Raw genomic sequence first — 15,854 nt, 5'->3', positions numbered from 1 at the left:
CTTTGAGCTTGTAACAAAAAGTGGGGGCAAGATAGGTTGGCTTCAAGTGTAAAGCCCAAAAATTTACAAGATTATTCTGCTGGTTGTTAATGGCACTCAAGAGAAATGGCGCCTAATAGAGACTCTATGTTTTATTTATCCTCTATTGCTGGCTTTACAGCACGTTACGCCTTATCAAATTATTCCTGTCTATAGCAACATTCGCTACAAGCACTACACGCTTCAGTCGACTGTAACTCTTGAAAATGTAACAGAGTATGACCATTATAAGCAGTGTGAGCATAATAAGAATGATCGATAAATGCTGCTATATCAGCATCATATTAATAAAGAGGTATCTATGAGTTTGACGTTAATGCACAAAAAATCACTGCACAACGAGTCTAATAGTACGAAACGCAAACCATCTACGTTTGTATCTGCCTTAATGACAGGTATCAGTATTTCTACCATTGGAGCCTTAAGTATGACCGCACCCACGCTTGCCAGCGCAAAGACCGTTCAGCCATCTACTGCCGATTATAGCTTTACGGTTGAAGACAAATACAAGGGATCGGCGACTCGTACGCTAAGTAAGTCCGGTAGCACGTGGAAATATAACGTAAAGGCACGCGTCGCTGGGGTGGCTAGTGCTTCGCAAAACAGTACCTTTACGATCAATGGTAATAACGTCAGTCCTACGCAGGCGAGCACTACTTATAAGCTACTAGGTCTTGGTCGTACACATAAGCTGGACTTTAACCCAAGTGCCAAAAAAGTCACTAGCAACTATAAAGGCAAAACCACGACCATGAATATGTCGCAACAAGCCTTTGACGACCTAAGCCTTGAGGTGCAAATTCGCCAAGACCTATTAAATGGTAAGTTCTCTGGCAATTACTACATGGCAAAGAAAAATAAAGTTGAAAAGACACCATTTAAAAAATCAGGCAATACCAAGATTACCGTACCAGCTGGAACGTTTGATACCGTGCGTGTTGACCGCGTCCACGATGATGACAGCCGCTCTACCAGTTTTTGGTTAGCCCCAAGCTTAGACTATTTGCCTATAAAGGTCAGTCAGATCAATGATGGCAAAAAAATGGATTTAGAATTGACCAAGGTCAACTAATACCAGTAAGCACAAAAATCGTTTTATCGTATTAAAAAAGCGGCGTCCTATGTAGGACGCCGCTTTTTTTGTTCCAAGTCTGTGTCTTAATGAGACCTATTCACGATAAATAAAGGCTCTTGGATAATATAGAAATGTTAGCGAGCGCGCGGCTGCTTAACGACATTATTCATTGACGGTAGACGTTTTAGTAAAATGAACAACCAGACATTGATAGCAAATAACAGCACAAAGTCGGTCAAATATACGGCTATCTCAGACCAGCTACTGCCATATATACGAGTGAACAGCACCACCCCACTTGCGCCCAGATAGACAAGCGTAAACATACTGCTTATCAGCAAGGCATAAGGCGAGCGCCCACGCAGTATCCATGGTGTCAAGATAAATGCGGGCACAAGCCATAACGCTTGCCAAGCAATACCGCCAATGATGTCAGGACTACTTGGATTGAACACACTGATAAAAACAGGTAATCCAATCATTCTATAAACAAGCCATATCAACCAAGTAATCGTCAAGCGCTTTGCAATAGGTGCAATAGGCTTGGCAGCTTTTAGGGTCTTACTGTCAGAACGGTTTGTGGCCATTAGAGGTATGTATTTCCTAGATTAATATTTGGCTATCAGCGCCTAACAATAAGTCGCTAATCATGCAATTCTTATATAAGCGCTGCATGACAGTAAATAAATGACAGTACAAACTATAAAGAGTCGGTTAACGACCCCAGTTCGCCTGTGCTAAAGCAGTAGCTGTAATTGCCAAACGGTGTCCCTGTGCAACCCCGAGCTCACGCTCATCAGCCGATATTGGCTGATCATGAGAGGCGCCGCTGACATGACTGGCACCATAAGGCGTACCACCGCGATCAGTACGATTCAGCGCAGGTTCAGCATAAGGGACGCCCACAATCATCATACCGTGATGCATCAATGGTAACATCATTGTCAGCAACGTGGTCTCTTGACCACCATGCATAGAGCCTGTCGCGGTAAATACGGACGCTGGCTTATTTTGTAGGTTTCCTGCTAACCAAAGCGTTACGGTATTGTCCCAAAAGTATTTCATAGGCGCTGCCATATTACCAAAGTGCGTTGGGCTACCGAGCGCCAAACCGCTACAGTCTTTTAGGTCGTCCATCGTACAATATAGGTCGCCTTCATCAGGTATCGCAGGCTTGCTCGACGTCGTCTCAGGCGCAACTGTCGGTACTGTGCGGATACGGGCTGTCATGCCAGCATCTTCGATCCCTTGAGCGATAGCATATGCCAATGTCTTCGTCGTACCATAGTTAGAATAATAGAGCACCAAAACATAAGGGGCGGTCTGACTCATTGGCAACACTTCCTTATAAAATTATCAACGTTAGCACTTATAACCATTGTCAGTAGTCTGATACTACCGAAACGTCTGTGTTATAGCATTGTAGGATATGGGCACATTATGCCCGAGTCATTCACTGACAGCAAATAACCCTAGTTCTTATTATAGCGAATGCCATGCTCTATTGGTGCGCTCTGTGCATTTTGACACAATTAAACCGCAGATGACGACCGCGCATGTTTGTTACACTATTGTCACTCTTACTTTTGCTAACTGGTCGACATGGAAAAATTATCACAGAAAGTCCCGTTTTTGCAGCAACGCTGGTTTCAATTCTTGCGATTTTTGGTTCGACATTTTTTTGAAGACAACTGTCAGCAAAAAGCAGCATCGCTCACCTATACCACCATGCTGTCGATTGTGCCTGTATTAACGGTATTATTGATGATCTTATCGTCTGTACCAGCCCTTGCCTCAGTGAGAGCACAGATATATGAGGTTATTTATAGCAATCTATTGCCACAATCCAGCCTACAAGTTAGTGAGTATATTAATGACTTCGCCGAAAAATCATCCAACCTGACCATCATCGGTGCCATGATTCTGTTTTTGACGACCATTCTGACACTGACCACTATTGAGCGCGCTTTTAACCAAATCTGGCGGGTAGAAAACCGTTCAGGTGGTCTCAAAAGCATGATGCGCTATTGGACGATCGTAACCCTAGGACCGTTGGTATTGGGTACAGCGTTTATTGCCTCTAGTACGGTTCAGAGTCTGAGCTTTCTCAATCGACAAATCGCAGGTTATGGTATCGACTGGGGGTTTTGGGTACAGGCCGTATCGATTGGTATCACTGTCGCAGGCTTTATTGGTATGTATTGGTTCATACCGAAAGCACGCGTGCCTATAAAAAATGCAGCCATTGCTGGTGTATTTGTCGCCATCGTTTTTGAGCTGATGAAGCATCTGTTTGGTACTGTGATGGCCAACTTTACAAGTTACGAGGCGATTTATGGAGCTTTTGCAGCGCTTCCTATATTCTTGCTATGGATATTTCTGTCGTGGAACCTTATCTTACTGGGTGTTGAGATCAGCTATACCCTAACTATTTTTGAGACAGAAGAGGTCTATCCTCGCCATCCGTTGCTTAGCTTGTTGGACATGCTGAACTTGGTATACACCCATCATCTAAGAGGCGAAGCGGTTAGCGAACAAGCACTGCGCAATGTACTGGGGCGAAAAGAGCTCCCCAAATGGTATACCTATATCAACTACCTACAGGACAGTAATCTCATCACTATGACAGAAGACGATGACTATGTACTCAAAAAAGACTTGAGCGCAATGACGTTATGGGACTTTTATCGTACGCTGCCCTATCCGCTACCAATCAAAGACGAGCTTGATGAGATGAGGTTAGAGGATCAGAAACCTTGGCTCAGCTTGTTAGTAGATCGCTTTGAACATACTGAAGCCTATGCCAAACAGCAACTGCATCTACCGCTAAATGCTATTTTTACCAATAGTGAACCGCGCAAAAAATCTGCTTCTGGCAAAAAAGGAAGTCATGGTAAATTATTTAGAAAAACGGCAGCAGCGGACGCGTCTCTAACACAAAATGACTTGGATAAAAGCGGTGCTTATAGAGCCCACTCAACTAACATAAACGGTGAAGCGTCACCGCATTTTGACCCTATTGCCTATGACAAAGACAGCAATGTTGATTACGATGATCACAATAATGAAGCCGTTATTCCCATAGGCTCTACTGAGCACTCGGATAAGACGGAATCAAACAGACGTGGCTATAAGCATGCTGTTATTACCGAGGCTGATAACCCAAAAGCAAACTCGTAACCCATCAACGAGCACTGAATTTAAAGGCGCTTGAATCTAAGGGTACGTGAACCCAAAAGCTTGTAGCGAGATGTTCTGACGACTCTGCGACAACAAGCCACTTTACTATTATTTTTGGATACTTTGAGTATATGGCAGCGCACAAAGACGATGACACAAGCATGTGGATCCGTACTATCAGTACAGGTCAAAGCAAACTCAAACAGTTTACTCAGTTATGGTCGCTACAGACACTTACCGACTTGCCTGATCGCTTAAGAAACTTGTGGCAGCAGCTTATTGGATCTTACTGGTTTATCCCGACCGCTTGTGTGATTGTCGGCATTTTGCTTGCGCCGTTGTTGGTGACAATAGATCAGCATTTTGATCGTGAAAGGGTTCGAGAAATCTCTTTTGCGTTTACAGGTGATGATGATGCGGCACGCGCTATCATGACCGCTATTGCTGGTGCGGTATTAGGTGTGGCTGGCACGACGTTTTCAATTACGATTGCTGTACTGTCTATGGCTTCATCACAGTTTGGTCCTAGGTTATTACGTAACTTTTTGACAGATACGCCAAACCAGTTTGTCCTTGGCGCCTTTATCGGCACGTTTAGCTATAGCTTACTCGTCCTAAAGTCTATTCATAAATACGATGTGTCTTTTGGTGTACCGCAGTTAGCCGTCACCTTTGCCATTATCATGGCTATTGTTTGTGCGCTGTTGTTGGTTTATTTTGTACAGCATATGGTACATGCTATTCAGGCATCTCATGTGATACAAAACGCTAGCAACGATGCTTTGGCAAATATCTACTATTGGTACACCGATCAGTGTGATATCCAACATCAGCGTGATGCTGAACATCATGATGTCGAACAATTTCACAATTGGCCTGCCATGCCCATCTACTCACCACGCTCAGGCTATTTGCAGCAGATCTATCTTGAGTCACTAATAGCACTGTCGCAAGATTATGGCGGTGTGGTACAGATGCATGTCAATCTTGGCGAGTATATTACTGACAAAAACGTCATTGGGTACTTTTATCAGCGTCCAGCAGACCATCCGTATAATCAACAGAAGACCGCCACCGCGCATCTGGCTATGATACCGCGGTCACCTGACGGTATGTTTTGGCAACGCTTTGCAGGCTGCGTGCGAATCGAACAACGACTGGCTCATTCTGATGACATCGCCTACAGTTTAGGTCAAATGACTGAAATCGCGGTACGGGCATTGTCTCCTGGTATCAATGATCCAAAGACAGCCGTCAACTGTGTCCAGTCTCTGACCAGCTGCTTGAGTATTATGATGCGGCGCCAACCGCCAAGTCCTTATCATTTTTATATACCACATCCAGAGAGTGATGGTTCTGAAAACGCAGTCAAACAAAAGCGACTTGCCATACTCGCCTTAGTCACACATACACCCAAAATATCTGATTTTATCAATGTGTCGCTTGGTGAGATACGCCGTTATGCGGCGGCTGACTTAATGGTGTTAAAAGCACTGTGTCGAGCCATGGTCAATCTGAACTATGCACGGGTGAACAGTGCACAGCAGCAGACACTACTGCATGAGCTAAAGCTGGTGAAACGAGCTGGTGAAGAAAATTTGAGCTATCAAGAGTTGATAGATGATCTAGTCGCTATGTGTGATCAGGCCGAGCAGTTTATTCTCAATGAGGATGCTCGGCATCAACACTTTGATTACGTCAGCGAGTTTGCTATCAATATCCGCCAAGCATTAGAATCGCAGTCAAGCTGATTGTATGGCCAGTCAATGAAATAGAGTACTGGCTGACTTGGTGCGCCAATATTGATAGATGAAAGAACAACAGTTACGTAGCACTTATAAGTCTTTGGCTTAGGGTAAATTTTATATACATAAGAGACCTACTTTATGGCATCTGCAACCAGCTTGACCATACTTGAAATCAGCGCCATATTTTTGTCAATTACTGCATCACTGACTTATATCAATCACCGTTTTATTGGCTTACCCACCACCATCGGTGTGATGGTCATCTCTATATTATTGTCTATCGGCGCGATATTTTTGGGGTTCTTGGGGTTCGATCAGCTGATTGATTATGAAGTCAGTCTGTTAGAGCAGCTTGATTTTACCGAAGTACTGTTAGACGGTATGCTCTCGATGCTGCTATTTGCAGGCGCATTACACGTCAATATTAATGATCTTAGACGCTACAAACTACCTATCGGCATATTAGCTGGTATTGGCACTATTGTATCAGCACTGCTGATTGCTACAGCAATCTACTTTATGCTGCCATTGTTTGGTTTTGGTTTGCCGTTTCTGTGGTGCTTACTATTTGGTGCACTAATATCCCCTACCGACCCTATTGCAGTGATGGGCATTCTCTCATCAGCTGGTGCGCCAAAAAGCATCGAGACCGTCATCGCTGGTGAATCGTTGTTCAACGATGGTATCGGCGTGGTCATTTTTGTCTTGCTGCTTGGTATCCTATCCAGTGGTGATATCCCAACTGCTAACTATGTGGCACATACGCTAGCTGTCGAGGCTGGCGGCGGTGTGGTCTTTGGCTTGGTCCTTGGCGCAATTTTATACTATTTGCTCAAGAGCATAGATAGCTATCAAGAAGAGGTGCTATTGACTTTAGCTGGTGTCATTGGCGGCTATGCGCTTGCCAGCCACTGGCATTTGTCAGGACCGCTCGCTATGGTTATGATGGGATTGATGGTTGGTAATCGCGGGCGGGAGCTTGCAATGAGTGATCAGACGCGTCACTACATTGACCTATTTTGGGAATTAATCGATGAGATTTTAAACGCGATTTTGTTTGTGCTCATCGGTCTAGAAGTAGTGATGATAGCTTATTCTGGCAATTTATTTATTGCAGCGGGCTTGACCATTTTGATTGCTCTGATTGCTCGGTTTATTGTCGTGGGTATGACGACCAAAACTTTTCATCGTCAATTGGACTTACCTACTGGTGCTTGGAAAGTGCTGACATGGGGCGGACTACGCGGTGGTATTTCTGTCGCGTTAGTCCTACAACTGCCCACTGGTACAGAGCGCGATATCTTATTGGCCCTTACTTATGCCGTCGTGATATTTTCTATTCTGGTACAAGGCCTCAGCGTCGGCAAAGTTGCAAAAAGCATTCGCACAGAGGATAAAACCGTAGACGTATAATCGTTAAGTGCAATAGTCATAGAAAAGCCAGCGCAAGAGCTGCCTCCTACGCTGGCCTTTTACGTACGTACAAGGGTTATATCAGACCTTTTTGTTTCATACTACGGTATACCACCATAATAATGATTAGATTAAAGATAAGTATGCCAAGCTTAAACCAATCAAATGGGCTAACAATCAGATAGTAGACTTCTATAGGAATAAATATGCCATAGCCTAAAACGCCAAACCAATACGCCCATGTTTTATCATGCCATAAGCCATAAGCTTCAAGAAAACGCAGGCTGGCATATGCAAATATCAGTAATAGAAATAATGACCAGTTTTTGCTCGCCTGTTGAGCAATACGCACTACGCTATCGATTTGCGGTGCAAGCAGTTGACCAAAGGTTTGCTCCCAAGAAGATGTGGCAGTTTTTAACCAATGGTCGAGATCCGTATGCCATGACCACAGAGCGCCCGCCCCCAATATGGCCCCAATGCCTTTAACCACTTCATAAACCGCTACCGCTTTGATGGACTCACTAGCAGTGCTGTATGGTTTGTCTAGATGGTCGTCAACGTCAACCTCTTTGTCCTTCGAGGATGGCGGCAAACTGTCATCCTGTCGGGACCAATTAGCCAAAGAACGTCTCCACGACTCGGCCTTGCAATTGCTGATTAAAGAATGGCGTGTTCTTGCCATTTGACAACATAGATTGCGCGGTCACTTGCCACTCGATAGTTGGATCAACCAATACAGCGCCGCCAATGGCTTCGTACTGATCACTGATACCAGCGATTTTGGCAGGATTGAGACAGATCTTATCGACCAATTGTGCGAGTGTTAAGACCTCATCATGTACCAACTGACACGCCAGCGCCATAAAAGTATCAAAGTTTGAGATACCAGGCGTACTCTCGGCAAACGGCGCTTTTTTTGCCGTACTGTTCAACGGCTCATGATGGCTACAGATCGCATCGATAGTGCCATCTTTTAGTCCACGGCGGATAGCTTGTTGGTCGGTATTACTACGTAGTGGTGGCAACACGTAAGCTTGTGCATTAAAGCCTTCAAGATTGTCATCGGTTAAGTACAGCTGATGCATTGCAACATCACACGTAACAGGTAGACCCTTGTCTTTTGCCCAGCGCATGAGCTCAATAGAGGACTTGCATGACAGCTGACTAAAGTGAGCGGCGATTCCAGTCTCTTCAACCATGAGCAGCTGCGTAGATAAGGCAACGGTTTCAGCAATCCAAGGAATCCCTTTTAGACCATGATAAGAGGCAATATAGCCCTCATGAGCAACCCCATCTCCAGACAGGCTTGCCTCATCAGGATAAAAGAACACCTTCATACCAAAGGTCGCTGCATATTCTAGGGTACGTAATAGCACCAAATCATTGCGAAACGGTCTGCGAGCATTAGACACAGCTATACAGCCGCCTTTTTTTAGCCCTGCTATATTAGAGGGACGCTCGCCCTCTAGCCCTGCAGTCAGCGCACCCAAAATGTGTAAATGAATACCACCATCACCAAGCGCACGCTCACGCAAACCCTTTAAGAGTGAACCGTTTTCTAAAATAGGATTGGTATCTGGTGGGATAACGACATGCAAGAACCCATTACCACGAGCAGCGCTGCCTTCTGATTTTAGCGTGCCGTGTTGCTGCTGACCTGGCTCACGTAAACGAGCACATAAATCTACCAAAGGCGGTAGCAGCCATTTTTCTCGCCCAGCCTCGAGAGTAGATAGCTTCTCTATCACAGTAGGCGGTAGCGCATCTCTGAATGCTACTGGTAAATGGTCAAGGATAGGTGCATCAGTATTAAGCATGGTAGACATAACGTTATTACCGTATCAATAAAATAAAATAAATGAGAATAAGTCGCGCGGCCGGCTGTTACTTACCAGCCTCTTGGTGAGCGCGCTGGCCTTCCATCGCAAGCGATAAGACTGCCATACGTATGGCTATACCATTGTTTACCTGCTTTAAGATGACAGATTGTGCGCCATCTGCCACGCTAGAAGCAATCTCAACGCCTCGGTTCATTGGACCTGGATGCATGACTAATGCATCAGGTTTGGCAAGAGCGACTCGCTCTGGCGTAATACCATAATGCTTATAGTACTCATTAGATGAGGCCAAAAGCGGCGAGCCAATACGCTCATTTTGTATTCTTAATCCCATAATGACATCACAGTCCATGACACACTCATCCATACTTTCATACACGGTTACACCAAAACGCTCGATACCTTTGGGTAGTAACGTACGCGGCGCACAAACGCGAATATCTGTCACGCCTAGCGTTTGCAGTGCACTGATATCAGAGCGTGCCACGCGTGAATGCTTGATATCACCAACGATTGCGATAGACAATTCTTCAAATGGACGCGGCGCCTCACGGTGGATGGTCAACATATCAAGCATCCCTTGGGTAGGATGCGCATGCCAGCCATCACCGCCATTGATGATCGCGATATCAGGGGTGACTTCTGTTGCCATGAAATGCGCAGCACCTGACGCTGAATGACGTACCACAAAGATATCTGCGGTCATTGCCTGTAGATTCCATAGCGTATCGCGTAGACTCTCGCCCTTCTTCGTACTGGAGCGTTCGATATCGATATTGAGTACGTTGGCGCCCAATCGCTTTTCTGCCACTTCAAACGTCGTTCGCGTACGAGTCGATGGCTCAAAGAACAAATTCATTACGGTATAGCCATCCAACTCAGGACGGTTGATTAATTGACCATTATCATCAAAGAAAGTCTCTGCTTTTGCGATGATTGCTTTGAGCTGCGCTTTATTGAGACCTTCCACACCTAGAAAATGCCGGATACTGCCATCAGTATTGAGCTGCGGACGGCTCAGTGAGGTATTGAGTCTATGGTGAATGGTATTAGGATCAAATTTTGCATAATCAGTTGGCGAAACTGCTTGTGTAGCGCTACTATCGATAGAATTTGACATAATGACAAGTCTTCATTGTGGGTTTATATGAGTCTATAGCAATCACTTATTTATCTTTGTTCGATCATTTATCACTGATAAGCATAGATACAAAGGACATTTTGATGCTTATTTGCTACAATTTACCGTAATCGAATGTGACCAAAACAGCATCAGCAATCAGTCAGGAAGCATAAGCAGACATACTGCATTCTCATAGAGAACAAGTCTGACAAAACTATAAATGAATAACAATAGATATAGTGTAGCCGATTTTGTAGTTACGACAAAGATGCCATACAGGCTAATTAAACATTTAACCCGTTAGAGTGTGCCAAATAGCACTTTCTTCTTTACTCCGATACTATCCATTTTTTACGTTTTATACCATTTATTAGGAAGCCTCATGACCACCCTAGCAGACTATCTCAACGAAAATGCTACCAACACTGCGCTCAATGATGTTATTACCACCGTCACTGATGTCGGTAAGACAATTTCGCAGCTACTCAGAAAAGGTGCTCTAGCAGATATTTTAGGCGAAGCTGGCAACCAAAACGTTCAAGGTGAAGACCAGAAAAAACTCGATGTACTGGCCAATGACTTATTACTAGAGGCGTTAGCAAGTAATTCACATTGTGCAGGCGTTGCATCAGAAGAACTAGATGACGCTACCCCTGCCAATAATGATGGCAGCCTATTGGTACTCTTTGACCCATTAGATGGTTCATCAAATATCGATATCAATATGGCAGTGGGTACGATTTTTTCTGTTCTGCCCTATGAGCGTCAAGGTCAAACCAGCGAAAATAGCGATTACCTACAAGCAGGTAATAAGCAGCTAGCCGCAGGTTACCTATTGTATGGCACCTCTACCGTACTGGCGTTAACCATCGCAGACAAGGTTGTCATGTTCAGCCTAGATCCAGAAACATCTGACTACGTGCTGATAGAAGACAATGTCCAAGTCGATGCTGACACGAGCGAGTATGCTATTAATAGCTCAAACTATCGCTATTGGCGCGCGCCGATGCAACAGTACATTGATGAGCTAATCGCAGGTGAAACTGGCGTACGCGGACGCGACTTCAATACGCGTTGGGTCGCTGCTATGGTTGGTGACGTTCATCGTATCTTATGTCGCGGTGGTCTCTTCACTTATCCGTTTGATACCAAATACGCTCATAAAGCAGGTAAGCTGCGTTTGATGTATGAAGCCAATCCAATGAGCCTATTAATAGAGCGCGCAGGTGGCGGTGCGACAGACGCTGTCAATCGTATCCTGGACATTGAGCCGACCGACATTCACCAGCGTGTCCCTGTGGTACTCGGCAGCAAAAACGAAGTCAATTATGTGAAAGACTTGCACGTTAATTATTCTGAAAAATAATTAGTTTGCGCCCATGTTAGAGACAGCCAGCAAAATGCTAAATAGACAATAGACATTGTGCTGGCTATCTAAACGACTCCTTTACTCTTCTCTAAGCGATCCACTATGGTACACAATCCCACCGAGCTGATTACCTCAGATAAGAACACAACCGTAAAGCTTGTAAAAGCGCTATTAGCACAAGCGCGCCAACGCAAAAAGAACGGTCAGACCGTTATAGAGGGCGTCCATTTAATAGATGCTGCGCTGCGTAGTGACTACCCATTTGTTCAAATCTTACTATCTGAATCAGCGCGTAGTCATCCCGAGGTTCAGCAAGTGCTCACTCGCCTGCCCACTTATACGCCTATTCTTGTTTTGTCAGACGCGCTCTATGAGAGCATACGTAGCTTAGGTACTGGCATCGATATTATGGCAATCATCAAGGTGCCAACGCCTAGCTTGCCGATGATCAATGAGGATTGCCTGATCTTAAATGATGTACAAGATAGTGGAAATGTCGGTACGCTACTGCGCACAGCGGCTGCCGTTGGTATTCGTAATATCCTATGTACCAGTGCGACAGCTCAGGCTTGGTCTCCTAAGACGTTACGAGCCGGTATGGGTGCACAGTTTGCACTGACTATTTTTGAGGGCTTAAGTACGCAAGACATCCTGGATCAAGTACAGGTACCGCTATTGGCGACTAGCTCACATACAGATACTATCATTTACGATCACGACTTATCTGCACCTGTGGCTTGGATTATGGGTCATGAAGGTCAAGGCGTTAGTGACGATCTAATGCAATGTGCGACGCCTATAGCGCTACCGCAGCCAAATGGTCAAGAGAGTTTAAACGTAGCCATTGCAGGGTCTTTATGTCTGTATGAGACCTTACGTCAAAGACAATACTCTTAGCGTCTATTTATAACTACTATTAAAACCCAATCTATCAAGCATGAAAAAACCCACTATCACTTGATAGTGGGTTTTTTATTATCTGTCTACTACTGATATAGTTATAGAAGTCTAAAACGGATACAAGGCAGCCGACTGCAGATTACACAAGTAGTACATCTAAGGAGGGTAACGCCGTAGCCGTTTAGTAGTTCTGTGACTATGTACTATACCTTGCTGGTTAGCTCAGGCAGTGCTTCGAACAAATCAGCTTCTAAGAAATAGTCAGCAACGCTAGCGATAGGGGCTTCTGGGTCATTGTTGATAGCAACAATAACTTTAGAGTCCTTCATACCAGCCAAATGCTGAATCGCGCCTGAGATACCAGCGGCGATATATAGCTGCGGTGCAACGATTTTACCTGTTTGACCAACCTGCATATCGTTTGGTACATAGCCTGCATCAACAGCAGCACGTGATGCACCGACAGCTGCGCCTAGCTTGTCAGCCAATGGCTCAATGTACTTAGTGAAGTTTTCACCGTTCGCCAGTGCACGACCACCAGAAACCACGATACCAGCTGACGTCAATTCTGGGCGGTCAGACTTAGCCATCTCTTCGTTCACAAAGCTTGCTTTGCCAGTTTCTTGTACGTTATCGATAGTTTCGACAGTCGCTGATCCACCTTCGCTTGCTACTGGATCAAACGCAGTGGTACGTACGGTTAGTACGACCTTTTCTTCTGTCGTTTTTACTGTCGCTGTTGCATTACCTGCATAGATAGGACGTTCAAACGTTTGTGCGTCTACCACACCAGAGATCTCTGACAGCATGCTGACATCAAGTAATGCTGCAGCACGTGGCATAAAGTTTTTGCCAGTAGTCGTTGCAGCAGCCAAGACATGGCTATAGTTACTAGCAATATCTGCAACCAGTAACGCAACGTTGCCTGCTAGTTGATGCTCATAAGCCGCGTTGTCAGCCAATAGTACTTTGGTCACGCCTTCTGCTTTAGCCGCTTCATCAGCCACCGCTTGAGCGCCACTACCTGCAACCAACACATGGATATCATCACCCATTTGCTTAGCAGCAGCAATAGTGTTCAAAGTTGCCTTTTTTAGACTGGCATTGTCGTGTTCTGCATATACCAAAATTGCCATGGTTTTAATCCTTTATTTATTCGTGTTATCTATTCATGCGGTTGTTTGTGTACAATACTATTTGAGAGGCTATTAGTTCATATAGAACGGCTCAATCCATAGCCTTGTACAAGATATGCCGTAACAAAGCATTCAGTCATTAAAATATTAAATAACTTTTGCTTCGTTTTTCAGCTTATCGACCAACTCATCAACTGACCCTACTGTAATACCAGCTTTACGTTCAGCAGGTGGCACGACTTTAATAATTTCTTGCTTAGATGCCATATCAACACCAAAATCCGCTGGCGTTTTTTCATCAAGTGGCTTTTTCTTAGCTTTCATGATGTTAGGCAATTTAGCATAACGTGGCTCATTCAAACGTAAATCAGTCGTGATGACCGCTGGTAAATCAAGTGCGACTGTTTGCAGGCCACCATCGATTTCACGTGTTACGTTTACTTTATCGCCTTCAACCTTCACTTCTGATGCAAACGTACCCTGACCGATGCCCATCAATGCCGCTAGCATTTGACCCGTTTGGTTGTTGTCATCATCAATCGCCTGTTTACCTAGCAAGATAATATCAGTGCTTTCAGTTTCAGCGATGTTCTTTAAGATCTTAGCAACTTGCAATGGATATGGTTTTTCGTCACTTACTACCAATACACCACGGTCAGCACCTAATGCTAAGGCTGCACGAATCTGCTCTTGTGATTCTTTTGGACCGATTGAAGCAACAATGATCTCATCAATGACGCCAGCTTCTTTTAGGCGAACCGCTTCTTCTACTGCGATTTCATCAAAAGGGTTGATTGACATTTTAGTGTTTGATAAGTCAACGCCAGAGTTGTCGGCTTTTACACGAACTTTTACGTTATAATCAATGACACGCTTGACCGCTACTAATGCTTTCATACGTTCCTCGTTTATTAATGTTATGAATTAAAAATATCAGTTAAGAACCAAATTTTCGTTGTGGTTCGAATTGTCGTTCAAAATACTACTCAAGGTTATTACTACATCAACAGAATGTGATTACTCAAGAAATACAAGCCAATATCAACAATCATATTAGCAATGTGTACTTTATCGATAAATCTGCTAAAGCTAAGCCAACCGTTATTATCAGACCTATGTATCTTGCGTCAGCATGCAGATAAGGTCAAGACAACGCCGTGAATAATGCGTCATAAATTTGTCACCATTCTAAAATAATTGGTCTATAAGCACGTTATTCCACGATTTTTTGGTTGGCAGTCGTAATTACTGATACCTTTATAGCATTCTCAGCCCTAGCCTTACTTAACATTTTGTTATTATTTATCTCTTTAGCGTTAATAGATAGGGACTCAGCACTTGTTACTGGTTATCTTCGTTAGAGCTGATACTAGAACCAATCAGCAATTCACTATCACGTATATCATCAAATAATGACCGATCAGGAGTTACTTCACTATTTTTGATAACACTCATATCCCCTGTTGTTTCCATTATGACAGCAAATACCTCAGTTTTAGATTTGATACCGTTTTTACGCAGCACTTCTTGGACATCGCTAGTACTTAGGTTAGCTTCTTGCAAATTATCTGGAAAATACTCACCATGTGCCATCAATATGATAGCTTGATTGTCTATTAGCGCTTTGAGTGGCTTTATTTTACGCCTTACTACTGAGACCACGCCTTGAATCACAAACAGCACCGCAACAGCGCACAACCCTTGTAGCAGAGAGGGCTCATCAGACAATACGGTAGAGGCCAATATACTACCAATACCAACGGTCATAGCAAAATCATGACTTGATAGCTTAGAAAAGCTACGTAAACCCATGAGGCGTGTAAACAGCATCAGACCCAAATAAAAACCTACTGCGGATATAGAAATACCCAGTATCTGTTGCCAGTCAATTGAAAGCCAAGTTTCCCATTTCATCATAGAACCTTATTTTTAGTTTAGTCAGTGTCTATTACGAACTGATGATACTTGTGAAAATATCAACGATATTTCTTACAAATCGCTCTGCTATAAATATGATGATACAAAAAAAG

General features: G+C 44.1%; 14 protein-coding genes. 6 read left to right on the top strand and 8 right to left on the bottom strand.

Going from position 1 to position 15,854, the window contains the following annotated elements:
* The first annotated feature begins 355 nt into the window (after positions 1 to 355).
* Complete coding sequence (locus tag AC5JPT_RS12420) at positions 356 to 1,111, top strand: DUF3108 domain-containing protein (protein ID WP_493858478.1); 756 nt, start codon at positions 356 to 358, stop codon at positions 1,109 to 1,111.
* Positions 1,112 to 1,248: 137 nt separating this feature from the next.
* Here the strand turns inward: AC5JPT_RS12420 and AC5JPT_RS12415 are convergent, their stop codons facing one another.
* Positions 1,249 to 1,701, bottom strand: a complete 453-nt coding sequence (locus AC5JPT_RS12415; protein ID WP_493858275.1) for a hypothetical protein — start codon at positions 1,699 to 1,701, stop codon at positions 1,249 to 1,251.
* A 127-nt stretch (positions 1,702 to 1,828) separates the two neighbouring features.
* A complete protein-coding gene (gene wrbA / locus AC5JPT_RS12410) occupies positions 1,829 to 2,446 on the bottom strand; it encodes an NAD(P)H:quinone oxidoreductase (protein WP_319052043.1) in 618 nt (205 codons plus the stop codon).
* A gap of 270 nt (positions 2,447 to 2,716) precedes the next feature.
* Between wrbA and AC5JPT_RS12405 the strand changes: the two genes are divergently transcribed.
* The 3 genes from AC5JPT_RS12405 to AC5JPT_RS12395 all read left to right on the top strand — a co-directional run bounded on the left by AC5JPT_RS12405 (position 2,717) and on the right by AC5JPT_RS12395 (position 7,455).
* Positions 2,717 to 4,294, top strand: coding sequence for a YihY/virulence factor BrkB family protein (locus AC5JPT_RS12405; RefSeq protein WP_493858274.1), 1,578 nt, complete (start codon positions 2,717 to 2,719; stop codon positions 4,292 to 4,294).
* Between the two features lie 131 nt (positions 4,295 to 4,425).
* Positions 4,426 to 6,045, top strand: a complete 1,620-nt coding sequence (locus AC5JPT_RS12400) for a DUF2254 domain-containing protein (RefSeq protein ID WP_493858273.1) — start codon at positions 4,426 to 4,428, stop codon at positions 6,043 to 6,045.
* Between the two features lie 135 nt (positions 6,046 to 6,180).
* Positions 6,181 to 7,455, top strand: a complete 1,275-nt coding sequence (locus AC5JPT_RS12395; RefSeq protein ID WP_493858272.1) for a cation:proton antiporter — start codon at positions 6,181 to 6,183, stop codon at positions 7,453 to 7,455.
* A gap of 76 nt (positions 7,456 to 7,531) precedes the next feature.
* On the opposite strand, the gene AC5JPT_RS12390 is transcribed toward AC5JPT_RS12395, so the two are convergent.
* From AC5JPT_RS12390 to AC5JPT_RS12380, 3 genes are read right to left on the bottom strand one after another with little or no spacing between them, the layout of a single operon-like run.
* Positions 7,532 to 8,080, bottom strand: coding sequence for a DUF2127 domain-containing protein (locus AC5JPT_RS12390; protein ID WP_493858271.1), 549 nt, complete (start codon positions 8,078 to 8,080; stop codon positions 7,532 to 7,534).
* Entirely contained in the window at positions 8,073 to 9,284 is a 1,212-nt protein-coding gene (locus tag AC5JPT_RS12385; RefSeq protein ID WP_493858270.1) for a dihydroorotase, read from the bottom strand. Before AC5JPT_RS12385 ends, AC5JPT_RS12390 begins: the two co-directional genes overlap by 8 nt.
* 58 nt (positions 9,285 to 9,342) lie before the next feature.
* Complete coding sequence (locus tag AC5JPT_RS12380; RefSeq protein WP_493858269.1) at positions 9,343 to 10,416, bottom strand: aspartate carbamoyltransferase catalytic subunit; 1,074 nt, start codon at positions 10,414 to 10,416, stop codon at positions 9,343 to 9,345.
* A 385-nt stretch (positions 10,417 to 10,801) separates the two neighbouring features.
* Here AC5JPT_RS12380 and AC5JPT_RS12375 point away from each other — a divergent pair, with 385 nt between their 5' ends.
* Together AC5JPT_RS12375 and AC5JPT_RS12370 are read left to right on the top strand one after the other, a co-directional pair.
* A complete protein-coding gene (locus tag AC5JPT_RS12375; protein ID WP_493858268.1) occupies positions 10,802 to 11,785 on the top strand; it encodes a class 1 fructose-bisphosphatase in 984 nt (327 codons plus the stop codon).
* Between the two features lie 105 nt (positions 11,786 to 11,890).
* Entirely contained in the window at positions 11,891 to 12,685 is a 795-nt protein-coding gene (locus tag AC5JPT_RS12370; RefSeq protein WP_493858267.1) for a TrmH family RNA methyltransferase, read from the top strand.
* Between the two features lie 206 nt (positions 12,686 to 12,891).
* Here the strand turns inward: AC5JPT_RS12370 and AC5JPT_RS12365 are convergent, their stop codons facing one another.
* The 3 genes from AC5JPT_RS12365 to AC5JPT_RS12355 form a co-directional block, all read right to left on the bottom strand.
* On the bottom strand, positions 12,892 to 13,824 hold the full coding sequence (locus AC5JPT_RS12365) for an electron transfer flavoprotein subunit alpha/FixB family protein (RefSeq protein ID WP_443526879.1): 933 nt from the start codon (positions 13,822 to 13,824) through the stop codon (positions 12,892 to 12,894).
* A 147-nt stretch (positions 13,825 to 13,971) separates the two neighbouring features.
* Positions 13,972 to 14,721, bottom strand: a complete 750-nt coding sequence (locus AC5JPT_RS12360) for an electron transfer flavoprotein subunit beta/FixA family protein (RefSeq protein WP_101204853.1) — start codon at positions 14,719 to 14,721, stop codon at positions 13,972 to 13,974.
* Positions 14,722 to 15,165: 444 nt separating this feature from the next.
* Positions 15,166 to 15,741: a DUF421 domain-containing protein gene (locus AC5JPT_RS12355; RefSeq protein ID WP_493858266.1), complete on the bottom strand. Its 576-nt coding sequence runs from the start codon at positions 15,739 to 15,741 to the stop codon at positions 15,166 to 15,168.
* Between the last annotated feature and the right edge of the window lie 113 nt (positions 15,742 to 15,854).

Source organism: Psychrobacter sp. H26 (assembly GCF_059073035.1).
Note: the sequence above shows the minus strand (reverse complement) of the source record. Positions and strands in the feature narration are given on the sequence as shown.